This is a genomic window from Lachnoclostridium sp., from assembly GCF_031997925.1.
Classification (GTDB): Bacteria; Bacillota; Clostridia; order Lachnospirales; family Lachnospiraceae; genus Lachnoclostridium.
Genome location: NZ_DAMADT010000018.1, coordinates 53,388 through 68,262, shown reverse-complemented (window position 1 = coordinate 68,262; position 14,875 = coordinate 53,388). Strand labels below are relative to the sequence as shown.

The window sequence follows — 14,875 nt, the reverse complement described above, 5'->3', positions numbered from 1 at the left end:
TTATGTGTACCTGTAGTATACTATACTCCATAATAGGTTTGCTTTATAGTGAGTGCCAAAGAACTTAGCTTAGGATCTTCTATAATTTTACCAAGTCCATTCACTACTGTATTGGCAGAATCATTACAAATATTAATTTTAAGGTCGGTGTCATGGGACATCAACTGATCGAGATATTTGATATTGGCAGAACCGCCGGTAATATAGATACCAAGGTCGATAATATCAGAAGAAATCTCTGGTGGAGTTCTCTCTAAGATAATACGCATGGCATCTATGATAGACAATAGATGTTCTGATATCGTCTCATAGACAAAGGAGGAGGTGATTTCCTTCTCCATTGGAAGGCCTGTAACCACATCTCGACCATATACCTTTATTGTTTTTTCTTCACCTTTTAAAGCACAAGCTAATTCTTTTTTAATCGTTTCGGCTGTCTTATGACCGATGTATAAATTATATTGTTTCTTTACATTAAGAATAATAGATTCATCGAATTTATTACCACCAACTGGTATTAATTTACTTAATACAATGCCACCTAAAGACATGATTGAGACTTCCGTTGTATCTGCACCAATATCTACAATCATAACACCTCGTGCTTTCGTCACATTAAGACCAGCACCCAAAGCGTCTGCAATTGGTTTTTCTACAATACGAATTTTTCTACTTTTTGCGTTTGAGTTTGCTACTAAGTCAAAAAAAGCTCTTTTCTCTACTTCTGTGATATCTGTTGGTGTAGCTACTAAGAATTCAGCGCCCGTAAACTTACCATGCTTTTTTCCTAGCTGGTCAAAGGCATGATTTAAAAGAGCTAACATATTTTCAATATTTGCAATAACACCACTCCTAACAGGATAATCAACCTCGATATTGCTTGGCGCTTTCCCATACATCTCAAAGGCTTCATCACCAATTGCGATGACACGTTTTTTATCTGCTATCGCAATGATGTTTTTCGCATCAAAGATTACGCCTTCGTTTTTCTTATATATCTTAATGGTGCTTGTCCCAAAATCAATGCCAAACAATTTTGCGGCCATAGTAAGTCTCCCTTCCAATTACTAAACTACATTACTTACTTGGGAAGTTTTCTATCGGAACTAAAATCGTGTTCTGATAATCGGATTCCCATAAGTGGGTTTCCATAGTCTTATCTTATTAAAACAAAAAACATGTTTCAATAAGCTAGTATTATTCCCTGTTCCTTTAAACTTATATATCTATTGTCGCCAATAATAATATGATCCATAAGTGTTACTCCAAGTAATTCTCCTGCTTCCTTCATTCTTTTGGTAACCGCAATATCCTCTTTACTAGGGGTAGGGTCACCACTAGGATGATTATGGAGCAATATGATATAGACAGCTTCATACTTCACTGCTAATAAAAATATTTCTCTTGGCGACATGATAGATGCATTTACTGTTCCTATCGATATGATCTCCTCACGAAGTAACTTACTTTTCGTATCAAACATTAGCAAGCGTGATTGTTCGGTTTTTAAGCTTCTCATCTCCTGCATATAATACTCAGCTACAGAATTTGGATCAGTATAACGTATCCCATCAGCAAAGGTTGCTTTCGCCATACGAATCGATAATTCTGTTAAACAAAGAAGCTGAATTGCTTTCACTCTACCAATTCCATGAATACTCATAAAATCTTTTTGTGTCATACGTGAAATTCCACGAAGACCGGGATAAGTATTCGAATAACTTAATATCTTCGCAGCAAGTTCTGTAGAACGTGTTTCTTTAGAGCCAGTTCGAAGAATCACTGCAATCAATTCGGCATCAGACAGAGCGGCTGCCCCGTCACTTTCACATTTTTCATAAGGACGTTCCGAAGCTGGAAGATCCTTCATAGAAAAAAACTGTTTCATTTTAGCTCCAATCTACTCTCTCCAAGTAGTTAAGCTTACAGTTTACGGTATATCAATATGGATATGATCATACCTATAATACTTGCAATGGTAATCTTAATGCGAAAACCAAAAGATAAGATTATAACGCCAAGATTAAGACTTGTTATACCGGTGCCGTCCGGTGAACCAAGACCGAATTCTTGTCCAAAATTAAGCCATGAAAGCCAAGAGACATCCTTTGCTAAATAACCTAAAAATCCACCAAGCACAACACCTGATAATAAAAAGATCAGTAAAGTCCATCCGTTCTTTCCCGCTAGTCTTGCCATGTTTTTCTCCATTCTTTTGCAACATTTTCACGACTAATTTAATTCTGAAGATCTCACAGCGATGCTGTTTTTTTACACATGCTACCTACTAAATCACCTTTTATAATACCATATCCCTCTATATTTGTACACTACAAATTGTGGAATTGGGTGTTTTATATCACAAAATAACACTATTTAAAACAACTTAACAAGCCCAGCTTCTACTAGCTTTTGTAAGGACATCATAATTCCAAATTTGGCATGATACCAAGTTAATCCACCTTGAAAATACACTGCATATGGCGGTTCAATTGGAGCATCCGCAGATAGCTCAATCGATGAGCCTTGAACAAACGCACCTGCTGCCATAATAACCTCAGAGTGATAACCAGGCATTGCCCAAGGTTCCGGAGTCACGTAAGAATCAACTGGTGCTGCTGCCTGTATCCCCTTGCAAAATTCAACAATTGCTTCCGGTGAATTAAGAGTAACCGCCTGAATAATATCGAAACGCTCTTCCGTGCCATTTGGTATAACAGGAAATCCTAATTTTTCATAGATATTTGCAGCAAAGATAGCACCTTTTAAAGCACCAGCTACAACGGTTGGAGCTAAGAAAAATCCTTGATACAATATTTGATTAATCCCAAGAGTTGCACCAACCTCTTTTCCAAGCCCCGGTGCAGTCAATCGAAAAGCAGCATTGTCAACGTATTCTGTTTTTCCTACAATATAGCCTCCTGTTGGTGCTAAACCACCACCTGGATTCTTAATCAAAGAACCTACACAAAGGTCCGCACCAACATCGGTTGGTTCGATTGTCTCCACAAATTCGCCATAGCAATTGTCAACCATACAGATTACATCTGATTTGATACTTTTTACAAATGTAATTAATTCACCGATTTGTTCTACGGATAACGTTGGTCTAGTCTGGTAACCTTTGGAACGTTGTATAGTGACTAACTTGGTGCGATTATTGATACTATTTTTGATATTCTCATAATCAAAACCGCCATCTGGTAATAAGTCTACTTGAGCATACGTTATTCCATATTCCTTTAATGATCCTCTAGATTCGGTAATACCAATTACACCTTCTAACGTATCATATGGTTTTCCAACCGGTGATAAAATCTCATCTCCGGGACGTAAGTTACCAGATAAAGCAATTGTTAAAGCATGAGTACCGCTGACCAATTGTGGTCTGACTAATGCTGATTCTGCATGAAAAACCGCAGCATATACGTCCTCTAACGTATCTCTACCTAAATCATTGTAACCGTATCCTGTGGTGGCAGCAAAATGGGTATCCGATACTCGATTATCCTGCATTGCTTTTAATACCTTTAACTGATTATATTCAGCCACCTCATCAATTCTATCAAAACGCTCTTTTAAACTACGAAGAGTATCCTCACAAAAATCTTGTACTTCTTTGTTTATCTTTAAATCATGATACATCGCCAAGATTTTCTTCTTATTTGTTTCGTTGTTCATCTTTCCTCCAGTCATACGTATATTCCTTACAATGCTTATACGTATATAGCGACGTTTCTCGCTACTATAATATTTCTTTTTCTTTTAGTATTTGTACCATTTCAGTGAGAATGTCATCTTCACTACTATAATCCTTCTTCGATAACCAGATTACATCCTGTTCTCGTTTAAACCAAGTAATCTGTCTCTTAGCGAAATGTCTAGTGTCTCTTTTTAATAAATAAACTGCCTCCTCAAGGGAGCATTCCCCTTCCAGATAGGCATAAATTTCCTTATATCCCAATCCTTGCATACTAACAAGAGAACGATCATATCCTTGGCCTTTTAACCATTCAACTTCCTTCACCAAACCAGAGTCAAGCATCTTATCAACTCGAAGATTGATGTTATCATTCAGTATTTCACGGTCATTATTTAAAACAAAATAGGCATATTGATAAGGTGATTCATTTCCACTTTGTTCCTCATTATGTTTTGAGATTGGCTCTCCGGTTAATTTAAAATACTCGATTGCCCGTATTGTACGTTTTATATTATTAGGATGAATTGCTTCGGCTGCTGCCGGGTCACATTGCTTTAATATATCGTGTAATTTTATCGCGCCCTCAGTTTTAGCAAACTCTTCAAGTTCCTGCCGATACGGTGAATCTGAATCATTTTCTGTAAAGTCTATATCCTTTAAGACAGCTTGAATATAAAAACCAGTTCCCCCTACGATAATCGGGAGTTTTCCTTTTGAATAGATCTCTCTAATTGCCTTCTTTGCACACTCTTGAAACTTTACCACACTAAATTCTTCGTCTGGTTCAAATTCATCCACAAGATAATGTGTCACACCCTCCATCTCTTCTGGAGTGATTTTTGCTGTTCCGATGTCCATATGGCGATAAACCTGCATGGAATCAGCAGATATGATTTCTCCATTGATCTTTTTTGCTAGATCAATCGATAATTTTGTTTTTCCAACTGCCGTCGGTCCCGTTAGAATGACCAATGGTTGCAACTAACTCACCTCAATTTCTTATAGCAATAACTTATCACTTGTTTTCACTTATTTTCACCTATCTAGTTATTGCTATAGCAATAACTTTTCACCTCTTTAGTTATTGCTATAGCAATAACTTTTCACCTCTTTAGTTATTGCTATAGCACTCGCTTAAATTTTTTCTCCAATTCATACTTCGTCATCGAAATGATAATTGGACGCCCATGTGGGCAATGAAAAGGATTTTGAAGAGTTAATAATTGTTTCAATAACTCGTTTGCTTCTTCTACGCTTAAATTGTAATTTCCTTTTACTGCTGCTTTACATGATAGCGATGCAATCTTTTCTAAAATCACATCAGGAGTACCTCTTGAAATTTCTTCTACTAAGTCATCAATAAACTCGATTAATAAACGTTCTCCAGCAAGTCCAAACATATCGGATGGAACTGCACTGACTGCATACTCTTTCCCACCAAATGGCTCAATTTCAAAACCAAGCATACTTAAAAATTCCTGATGCGTTTTGATTGCTTCTTCCTCCCTAAGACTTAAGGTAAGGATAATCGGAGGACAGAGTTGCTGAGACATCGTCTCCTTCTCTTTTAATCGTTTCATCGTAGACTCATACAAAACTTTTTCATGAGCAGCATGTTGATCTATGATATATAATTGATTTTCAAGTTCTATAAACCAATAAGTTTTAAATGCTTGGCCAATAATACGAGCTTGTTTTATTCCTTCTTGCGATAAAAGTGAGAGCTCCTTTGGTAAAATCTCTTTCTCAATTATTTCCTCTTTTTTGGAAAATAACGATATCTGACTGATTTCTTCCGCTATAATACTTGGTTCCGTTTCTTCCTTTATGTCATAGGTTACAGAAGGTTTGTTTTTTGTTTCGTTCGAAGGAATTATAGTGTTGCTTGCTTCGGACGAAGGATTTATAGTGTCACTTGCTTCAGACGAAGGAATTGTATTGTTATTTGTTTCAGATGAAGAAATTATAGTGCTCTTCGCTTCATTCGAAGGAATTGTAGTATTCTGAACATAAGGAATTTCCTTACAAGGAGTAATATCAGCCGCTTTCTTATTCGAATAATCACTCGCATCTAACTTCTGTTCTTCTCTATCTTTAAAATTGCCTTGAAGAGTTACTTCTCTTAATCGGCCAATTTCTGTTTCCTTAATCTCAGGGTTAATTTCTTTCTTTGGATTTATCTGTGTTTGATTATTTGATGCATATCTTTCCTTTGACACTTGATAATCCATCGTTTGGCTATGCTCGCGTGCTTCCTTCTCTAACTTTCTTCGATTTTCCTCAAAAGGTTCTGGAGCTCTCACTGTCTCTTTTTTTACAGTTTCCTTTTCTTCCGATAAACTAACCTTTGGAATCATATTCGTTCGGTTAAGAGCATCCCTTATGGTATTCAAAGTTAACTGATAAAGTTCTTCAAAATTATGAAATCGAACCTCCATCTTCGTTGGATGAACATTAACATCAATATATTCTGGGTTGATGCTAAAATGTATTGCAGTAAATGGATATTTATGTTGCATAGAATATGGACGGTATGCCTCTTCAATCGCTTTATTGATAATATTACTTTTTATATATCTGCCATTAATAAAATAGTTTTCATAATTACGATTTCCTCTAGAGATGATTGGTTTTCCAATAAATCCACTGATACTGATATGTTCATTTCCATTCTCAACCGTAACAACCTCTGCAGCTATTGTTCTGCCATAGACATGGTAAATAATATCTTTTAATTGACTGTTTCCAAACGTATGAAGAACCGTCTTGTTATTATTAATGAACTTAAAGGATATATCCGGATGCGAAACAGCAAGGCGTTCCATCAAGTCACTGATATAGGACGCTTCCGTCATCGTAGATTTTAAGAATTTTCTTCTTGCAGGAGTGTTAAAAAATAAGTTACGAACAATGAACGTGGTTCCGTCAGGGCATCCAATCTCTGTCATGCTCTGTTCTTCCCCGCCTTCAATTAGATATCGTATCCCAGTAAAAGCAGTTCTTGTTTTCGTAACAAGCTCTACCTGAGCTACAGATGCGATACTGGATAATGCCTCTCCACGAAACCCAAGGCTGCCAATTGTTAATAAATCTTCAATACTCTCAATTTTGCTCGTGGAATGTCTAAGAAAAGCCAATGGAATGTCATCCTTTACTATTCCTGCTCCATTGTCTGTGATTCGAATAAAACTTATCCCGCCATCCTTAATCTCAGCGGTAACTGCGGTAGCCCCTGCATCAATAGCATTTTCAATTAATTCTTTTACTACGGAGGCAGGTCGTTCCACTACTTCACCTGCTGCGATTTGATTAATCGTACCTTGATCTAATAGTGCTATCTTTGCCATAGTCCCCTCCTTTCTTTCAAATTTCCCAAACCGCCATCGCTTTTTTAAGTATGGGACCGAATTTTTTTCTGTAATTTATCTAATTTTAACAATGCTTCTACTGGTGTCATATTGGCTAGATCAAATTGATTTATTTCCTGCAATAACTTCTCAGAAAAATCGGAAGAAGATTTTTTCTGTTTTGTATCTTCTGAAAGGAACAACGACATCTGCCCAAAGGTTCTTGGCTGTTCTATAGACTCCTTATTGCCTTCCACTTCAGTGGAATTCACTTCAGTGGAATTCACTTTAGTCGTATCCGCTTTAGTCGTATCCTCTTCCGAGGTATCCACTTCAGAGGTATTGGAAATTTCCGCAGCAGATACAATATGTCTTGCTTTTTCTGCAATGTCATTCTCACTTAGCTTCTCAACAATTTCCCTTGCTCTTGCTAATACTGAGCTTGGAACACCAGCAAGTTTCGCAACCTGAATTCCATAGCTCTTATCCGCACCACCGCCAATAATCTTTCGAAGAAAGACAATATCTTCTCCTTGTTCTTTCACAGCGATACAGTAATTATTAACTCCAGAAATCTTTCCCTCTAATTCTGTTAACTCATGGTAATGCGTCGCAAATAATGTCTTAGCACCTAGTAAGGATGTGTTACTGATATGTTCAATCACTGCCCATGCAATACTTAGTCCATCAAAAGTACTCGTACCACGGCCAATTTCATCTAAGATTAATAAACTGTTCTTCGTAGCATTTCGAAGGATATTCGCTACCTCAGTCATCTCAACCATAAAGGTACTCTGACCACTTGCTAAATCATCGGACGCACCCACTCTGGTAAATATACGGTCAACAATCCCAATGTTTGCATAAGAGGCCGGAACAAAGCTTCCTACCTGAGCCATTAATACAATTAACGCAGTTTGCCTCATATAGGTTGATTTACCAGCCATATTAGGTCCGGTGATAATGGAAACTCTTTTCTCTTCATTATCAAGATAAGTATCATTTGACACAAACATATCGTTTGGTATCATTTGTTCTACAACCGGATGTCTACCCTCTCTTATATCAATTTTTCCATTGGTATTTAATTCAGGACGGATAAACTGATTCCGTTCTGCAACATAGGCTAGTGAAGCAAACGCATCAATATTCGCTACTGCTTTTGCAGTTTTTTGAATACGCTTTACTTCTTTGGCGATTTGATCTCTAATTTCAGCAAATAAATCATACTCAAGAGAAAATAAACGATCCTCTGCATTTAAAATCTTATCTTCTAATTCCTTAAGTTCTGGTGTTGTATAACGCTCAGCATTTGATAACGTTTGCTTTCTAATCCAGTTTTCCGGAACCAGATTTGCATAAGAATTCGTTACTTCAAGATAATAACCAAAGACACGATTGTATTTCACCTTAAGGTTCTTAATCCCTGTCTGCTCTTTTTCTTTCGCTTCCAGTTCAGCAAGCCATACTTTCCCTTCGGTTTTCGCTTTTCTAAGGGTATCAACTTCGGTATGGAAACCTTCTTTTATGATGCCACCCTCTTTGATTCCAATCGGTGGTTCTTCTGCAATAGAACGATCAATTAAACTTTGCAGGTCACTAAGGGCATCCATCTCTTCATGAATTTGTTTTAACAATGTGGATTCGCAGGTTGATAACAAGTATTTGATATGTGGAAGCATGGATAGTGAAGAAGCAAAAGAGATTAAATCTCTTGGATTTGCACTCTTATAGCTGATTTTCCCCATCAAGCGTTCCAAATCATAAATAAAATTTAAGTATTCTCGTATTTCTTCCCGAGTTATCACATTGTCGTTCAGTTCTGAAATTGCATCATAACGAGCTGAAATCTCATCGATTGTAATAAGTGGCTGTTCCACAAAACTACGAAGCATTCTAGCCCCCATAGCTGTTTTGGTTTTATCTAAAACCCAAAGAAGAGACCCTCGTTTTTGCTTTTCACGAAGTGTCTCCGTCAATTCTAGATTTCTTCTACTGGAACTGTCTATCACCATATAGCGGCTTGTGATATATGGTGTAATATGTGTCAAATGACTAAGTGAATTCTTCTGCGTGGTATAAAGGTACTTTAAGATAGCACCAGCTGCATTTACACCGACAGAATAATCTTTTAATCCAAGACCATCTAAAGAACCTACTTTAAAATGTTCCTTCAATGTCTTAACACTCTGTTCGGTGTCATAAAACCAGTCCTCAAAGGTTGATACTGCTATTTGATATCTATTTTTTAAATCTTCAATATCCAGCCCACATTGAAAAAATTCTTGGTTACAAACAATTTCCGAAGGTGCATATTTATATATTTCATCTAAAATCTTACGGTTATTATCGACCTCAGTTACGTAGTAATCACCCGTTGTGATATCAACCGTTGATATACCGCAAAATTCCTCGGTAAAGATAATTCCCATAAGATAGTTATTTCTCGTTTCATCTAATGTCTGGGTATTTAGATTCGTTCCAGGAGTAACGATACGGATAACCTCTCGTTTTACAATTCCTTTTGCTAACTTAGGATCTTCTACTTGCTCACAGATCGCAACTTTATATCCCTTCCCAATTAACTTAGAAATATAGCCTTCTGCGGCATGATAAGGTATCCCGCACATTGGAGCACGTTCTTCTTGTCCGCAATTTTTCCCGGTTAAGGTTATCTCTAATTCCTTAGAAGCTACTAAGGCATCCTCAAAGAACATTTCATAGAAGTCACCCAAACGATAAAAAAGAATACAATCCTTATATTGTTCTTTCGTCTCCACATACTGCTGCATCATTGGAGTTAGTTGTGCCATCTTACGTTCTTCCTTTCTTACAGTTTCGTGACTAAAAGTCACTTTGTTTCTAACAAGTTTTATTCAACTATGATATCATCTGCTAAATTGTTACCATCTGCTGCCGTAGTTGCAAGTACATCGCAGCGTTCGTTTTGCGGATGTCCGTCGTGTCCTTTGACCCAGCAAAAAGTAACATCGTGTTGATTCTTAGCTGCAAGTAACCGCTTCCATAAATCCACGTTTTTTACAGGCTCATTCTTACCACGCTTCCAACCTTTTTTTACCCAGCCATCAAGCCAGTGTTCATTAAATGCTTTCACTACATATTGTGAATCCGAATAAAGCGTCACCGCACAAGGTTTCGTTAGAGCCTCAAGTCCAACTATGGCAGCCATTAACTCCATTCGGTTATTTGTTGTCTTTTTATAACCACCCGAGTATTCCCTGATATGTTCTACACCAGTAGAATCTATATAAGATAAGATGGTTCCGTATCCACCGGGACCATCTGGGTTTCCTCTGGCGGCACCATCTGTATAAATGGTAACCTTCATAAAAATCCTCCGAAGAAGGTTATCTATTCGATAACCTTCCATTCACCTTTCTCTAAAAATTCATTTGCAGATTCTGTAGCGGCATCAATAATATCATCGGTATAGCCAATGATACTAAGAAGTTTAATCGCATTTTTAGAAACTGCTCTGCCTTCATATAAGACATAATCAAATAATATATTATTATCCACAACCTGCTCTTGGAAGTGATAATTGGAATAATATTTCTCAAGGATATGCGTTAACTCGATATCATGAGTCGCCGCAAAACACATTGCATTTCCTTTGGCTAAACTTAATAGTATACGGGAGGACGCTGCAATACGCTCTAAAGTATTCGTACCTCGAAGTACCTCATCCACGAAGCATAAGGTCGGAACCTTATCCTCAAGCATATCAATTATTCTCTTTAAGGATTTAATTTCAACAATATAGTAACTTTCATTGCCGTAAAGGTTGTCCTGTAATGCCATGGAAGATGCAACCTTAAAGAAGCTTGCATTGTATTCATCACTCATTACCGTATAGATTGTCTGTGCTAAAATTGCATTGATTGCAAGTGTCTTAATAAAAGTAGACTTACCAGAAGCATTCGAACCTGTAATTAATACACTGCTGTGTTCTTTGATGCTATTTTTCACTGGACCATTTAACATCGGATGATAGATATTCTCTGCTTCAAGAAATGGCTTCTCACTCTTTGTAAGCTTAGGAAGACAATATACCTCCATTAATTCACGAAAAGATGCAACTGCTATCATACTATCAATCATACCCATGATTTCATAAACACTGTTTAATTCTCCTTGTTTATCATCAAAGGTATTCATCATCGAATTAAATTTGATTAAATCAATATGAAAAATCATACGAACATAGTCTAAAAACATATCTGCAAGACTTCCATTCGGATTTTTTGAAGCAACCACTCCTGCCCCCTTACGAAATCCTGCATAACTTTTGGAAATTTTACTAAGCTTGTCCTTATATTTACTAATTTCTTCAATATCAACTTCACTTAACTTCTTCGCACTATCTAATAATCTTATTATATAGGTCACAACTTGAAAATACTTTTCAATCTCAGCTTTACGTTTATAGTAACGAACAATATTATTAATTACTGTACCAGCTGTTAATAAAAATCCAATCATAGGATCCACAAAGATATAGCCTACTGCAATTACTATCGAAAGTATTAAAAAGTAATGAGTAGCATTGTTCTCTCTTGGAAGGTTATTAAGGCGATTCATATATTCATATACACTAATGTTTCGCATCTTACCCATACCAGCTAGAATCGTTTGTACTTCTAGACGTTTTTCTTTGTTTGTACGGAAAAATTCTATCAGACGGTTACGTTCCAATAATTTTTCTTCCGAAAATTCTGGTTGATGAAGTAGAGCAAATAAATATTCTTCACCTGCAGCACTACAGGTACTGTTAATTGTCATAAAAATCTGGTCCATATCAAGGTCATTCCACGTAATAGCATCAATATCTCCAGATTCTCTTTGAACTGCTTTATAGTAAGTGGAGAGTGAATTTAATTTTTCTTGGCTAAATTCATCTTTTGGTACATCACCCCATTGGCGGTTTAATTTCACTATTAATTTCTTTTTACTGTTTGTCTTATCGTATTCTATTTTTATCACAATACCAATAACACAAGCAATAATAATCAACATTACAGGCAACATGTAGGATTCCCTTTCTTCTGTTTAAAGTTTTTTAGTCTGGCTTATACCCATTGCATATTATATCTAATTGCAGTCGTTAATACTGCTACTTTCTTATTATAGGAATATCAACTATTAATGTCAATGGTATTGTAAAGGGTGTCGAAACAGAAATTAATTTTTCTGAATACGACACCCTTCTATTCCTACTGTAAATAACTTCTCATTGTGACTACTTTTCGATAATACATATTAGAAATCTTACAACCTGTTTGTCTTCCACTTTCATGAATTACTTGGTTATTTCCTATATACATGGCCACATGATTCACACGTCCGCTACTATCTCCATAGAAAACTAAATCTCCTGGTTTAATTGTAGCACTGGTAACTTTATTTCCTCCACGCGCCATTTCAGAGGATGTTCTTGGAAGTCCAAGGCTTGAAGCATTCAATCCACACTTTTTATAAATAGCCCATACAAATCCAGAGCAATCCGCGCCTGTGGTTAAACTAGTACCTCCCCAAACATATCGTAAGCCTATGTACTTTTTCGATTCATTCACTAGATTATATCGTAACGGTGAAGAGTTCGCAACTTCAATATCTACTTTAGAAGCAGATTTCCATTTGTATCCTACATCGACATAATCCTTTGCTACATACCCAACGACTTCTTCTCCTTCAGAATCATCTAATGCAACCTTTACCCAGAGAACTGCACCTGGGTCATTTTTCGTAACTACCTCTGCACTTAATACCGCGAGGTCTTCGCCTTTTACTACTTCCTCAATAATGTTATCATTTGCGAGGGTAGATGGTTCTTTTCTAACATTAACGGAGTTCGCCGTAACCGTCGCTAATAGACTTGCTAGTTCTTTTGCCTTTGCAGTGCCTTCTGCTCCCATATAGAGATAATCCGTTGAAACGTATCCTGTAACAGAACCAGATTGTATCCTTGCCCATCCATCTATAACTTCTAATACAATACCGTACGAATCTTTTGTTAAGATACCAATAATATTATAGGAGGTACCTGCTTTTTCTCTTATATTAACATAATCATTACATTTCGCAATCGCGATATTTTCTGGAATAGAAATCTGAGTAGATAATAGAGTTGTAGATTGTGATTTATTTGAGATGCCTTCGTTATTGTAGTTATCTAATACTTTAGATAATCCACCCAAGGATTTTTCTTCTTTTATTTCTTCTGCCTTCGTAGTGATAGCTTGCGAAGAACAAACTAAAACCGCTGCTATTGTCATGGCTGTTGCTACTTTCTTTACCACCTGCTTCATGACATACCTCCTAGATTTTGATTTACTTCTTTCTTACTTTTTTATCTTTGTCATCACAGCCAGAAAAGAGGTACTGTTAACAATAAATCCTATAAAAGTAAGAGTAGCATTCTATCTATGATTAATATATTAAATATCTATTACAAATATTACACAAATATTATACCAACATCTAGCAGTGTTGTCAATATCTACATGATAATTCTTTCCTATCTTGTACAGAATTAACAAAGTGGCTTCGCCACTCCCTCGGAAAAACCGCCCTTAGGGGTATCCCATTAAAAAAAAGTGCTGTCTCATTAGCTATATACTAATGAGGCAACACCTACATAGAAAATCTTTCTTAAATGATAATACAAATCAATCCACCATTGCTTTCATTAATAATTCTTTGCATGGTTTCTTGAAGTTTCATTTGACTGTCATCATTCATCTTATTAATCTTAGAAGCAATACCTTCATCCACTAACTGTTTCATCGTCTTACCAAAGATGTTCGTCTCCCAGATACCTTCTGGAGAAGTCTCCGCTTGTTCCTTCATATAAGCAATTAAGTCAAGTGCCTGCTCTTCAGTTCCAACAATAGGTGCAATTTCTGTTTCAATATTTGCCTGAATCATATGTACTGAAGGAGCGTTGGCTTTAATCTTAACACCATATTTATTTCCATGACGAATTACTTGCGGTTCTTCGATCACAATTTCATTTTGGGAAGGAGATACTACTCCATACCCTTTATGTTTTACTTGTTCGCAAGCACTACTAACTTTCTCGTATTCCTGTTTTCTTGCTGCAAGCTCTTTTATCATCTTCATGAATTCGTATTCACCGCTTACAGGGATTCCTGTCATTTCACTGATAATGTCATAATAGAAGCGATTATCAATGTCAACAATCATCTTGACACTACCATCTTCCATTACCATCTTATCTACTTTAAACTCATTGACGTATGGATTGTCTACTCTACAGTTCTCTTCATTTACATCTTTCATCAGATGAAGTTTGCGAAGCATCTCTTTCGCTGTATCAATAATTGATTTTTTGATGTAATGATCTCTAGGGAACATCTCAATCCATTTTGGAAGATAAAAGCTGATTTCCGTAATTGGAAATACAGATAATACATTGCTAAGAATCTTATTGATATCTTCTTTCTTTAACTGTTCGCAGTTGACAGGCATTACCATAACATCATACTTTTCACCCATTTTTTCAGCTAACAGTTTGGTATCCTCTGATAAAGGATGATTGGAATTTAATAAAACTACAAAAGGCTTTCCTATCCTTTTTAGTTCTTCAATCGTTCTCTCTTCTGGAACTAAGTAGTTATCTCTTGGAATATCACCGAAGCTTCCATCACAGGTTACAACAATTCCAATGGTAGAGTGGTCATTAATAACCTTCTTCGTTCCAATTTCCGCTGCTTGAGTAAACGGTATCTCATAATCAAACCAAGGAGTCTTTACTAATCGCTCCTGTTCATTCTCCGTATGC

General features: G+C 36.5%; 11 protein-coding genes. All 11 read right to left on the bottom strand.

Translation table 11 applies throughout. The features are described 5' to 3' along the window. Positions 1–20 precede the first annotated feature (20 nt). A complete protein-coding gene (locus RTP52_RS12485) occupies positions 21–1,046 on the bottom strand; it encodes a rod shape-determining protein (RefSeq protein ID WP_312100345.1) in 1,026 nt (341 codons plus the stop codon). Positions 1,047–1,183: 137 nt separating this feature from the next. Then, positions 1,184–1,888, bottom strand: coding sequence for a RadC family protein (gene radC, locus RTP52_RS12480; protein ID WP_312100346.1), 705 nt, complete (start codon positions 1,886–1,888; stop codon positions 1,184–1,186). A 35-nt stretch (positions 1,889–1,923) separates the two neighbouring features. Then, positions 1,924–2,199 (bottom strand): DUF4321 domain-containing protein, encoded by a 276-nt coding sequence (locus tag RTP52_RS12475; RefSeq protein ID WP_312100347.1) that lies wholly within the window; start codon positions 2,197–2,199, stop codon positions 1,924–1,926. A 177-nt stretch (positions 2,200–2,376) separates the two neighbouring features. After that, positions 2,377–3,645 carry a methionine gamma-lyase family protein gene (locus RTP52_RS12470; RefSeq protein WP_442913536.1) on the bottom strand — a complete coding sequence of 423 codons (1,269 nt, stop codon included), beginning with the start codon at positions 3,643–3,645 and terminating at the stop codon, positions 2,377–2,379. A gap of 100 nt (positions 3,646–3,745) precedes the next feature. After that, positions 3,746–4,684 carry a tRNA (adenosine(37)-N6)-dimethylallyltransferase MiaA gene (gene miaA, locus RTP52_RS12465; protein ID WP_312371730.1) on the bottom strand — a complete coding sequence of 313 codons (939 nt, stop codon included), beginning with the start codon at positions 4,682–4,684 and terminating at the stop codon, positions 3,746–3,748. Between the two features lie 140 nt (positions 4,685–4,824). After that, positions 4,825–7,050 (bottom strand): DNA mismatch repair endonuclease MutL, encoded by a 2,226-nt coding sequence (gene mutL / locus RTP52_RS12460; protein ID WP_312371727.1) that lies wholly within the window; start codon positions 7,048–7,050, stop codon positions 4,825–4,827. Between the two features lie 44 nt (positions 7,051–7,094). Continuing rightward, positions 7,095–9,863 carry a DNA mismatch repair protein MutS gene (gene mutS, locus RTP52_RS12455; protein WP_312371725.1) on the bottom strand — a complete coding sequence of 923 codons (2,769 nt, stop codon included), beginning with the start codon at positions 9,861–9,863 and terminating at the stop codon, positions 7,095–7,097. A gap of 59 nt (positions 9,864–9,922) precedes the next feature. Continuing rightward, positions 9,923–10,399 (bottom strand): ribonuclease HI, encoded by a 477-nt coding sequence (rnhA, locus tag RTP52_RS12450; RefSeq protein WP_312371722.1) that lies wholly within the window; start codon positions 10,397–10,399, stop codon positions 9,923–9,925. A gap of 23 nt (positions 10,400–10,422) precedes the next feature. After that, a complete protein-coding gene (locus RTP52_RS12445) occupies positions 10,423–12,099 on the bottom strand; it encodes a MutS-related protein (RefSeq protein ID WP_312100354.1) in 1,677 nt (558 codons plus the stop codon). A 185-nt stretch (positions 12,100–12,284) separates the two neighbouring features. Beyond that, positions 12,285–13,379 (bottom strand): C40 family peptidase, encoded by a 1,095-nt coding sequence (locus tag RTP52_RS12440; RefSeq protein WP_312371721.1) that lies wholly within the window; start codon positions 13,377–13,379, stop codon positions 12,285–12,287. Between the two features lie 343 nt (positions 13,380–13,722). After that, the coding region (spoIVA, locus tag RTP52_RS12435; protein WP_312371718.1) for a stage IV sporulation protein A at positions 13,723–14,875 on the bottom strand (1,153 nt) is incomplete at its 5' end.

What these genes read in the sequence shown, in the direction of transcription:
- RTP52_RS12485 (WP_312100345.1), bottom strand. Translation starts at nt 1,046, where the DNA reads ATGGCCGCAAAATTGTTTGGCATTGATTTTGGGACAAGCACCATTAAG.
- radC (WP_312100346.1), bottom strand. Translation starts at nt 1,888, where the DNA reads ATGAAACAGTTTTTTTCTATGAAGGATCTTCCAGCTTCGGAACGTCCT.
- RTP52_RS12475 (WP_312100347.1), bottom strand. Translation starts at nt 2,199, where the DNA reads ATGGCAAGACTAGCGGGAAAGAACGGATGGACTTTACTGATCTTTTTA.
- RTP52_RS12470 (WP_442913536.1), bottom strand. Translation starts at nt 3,645, where the DNA reads ATGTATCATGATTTAAAGATAAACAAAGAAGTACAAGATTTTTGTGAG.
- mutL (WP_312371727.1), bottom strand. Translation starts at nt 7,050, where the DNA reads ATGGCAAAGATAGCACTATTAGATCAAGGTACGATTAATCAAATCGCA.
- mutS (WP_312371725.1), bottom strand. Translation starts at nt 9,863, where the DNA reads ATGGCACAACTAACTCCAATGATGCAGCAGTATGTGGAGACGAAAGAA.
- rnhA (WP_312371722.1), bottom strand. Translation starts at nt 10,399, where the DNA reads ATGAAGGTTACCATTTATACAGATGGTGCCGCCAGAGGAAACCCAGAT.
- RTP52_RS12445 (WP_312100354.1), bottom strand. Translation starts at nt 12,099, where the DNA reads ATGTTGCCTGTAATGTTGATTATTATTGCTTGTGTTATTGGTATTGTG.
- RTP52_RS12440 (WP_312371721.1), bottom strand. Translation starts at nt 13,379, where the DNA reads ATGAAGCAGGTGGTAAAGAAAGTAGCAACAGCCATGACAATAGCAGCG.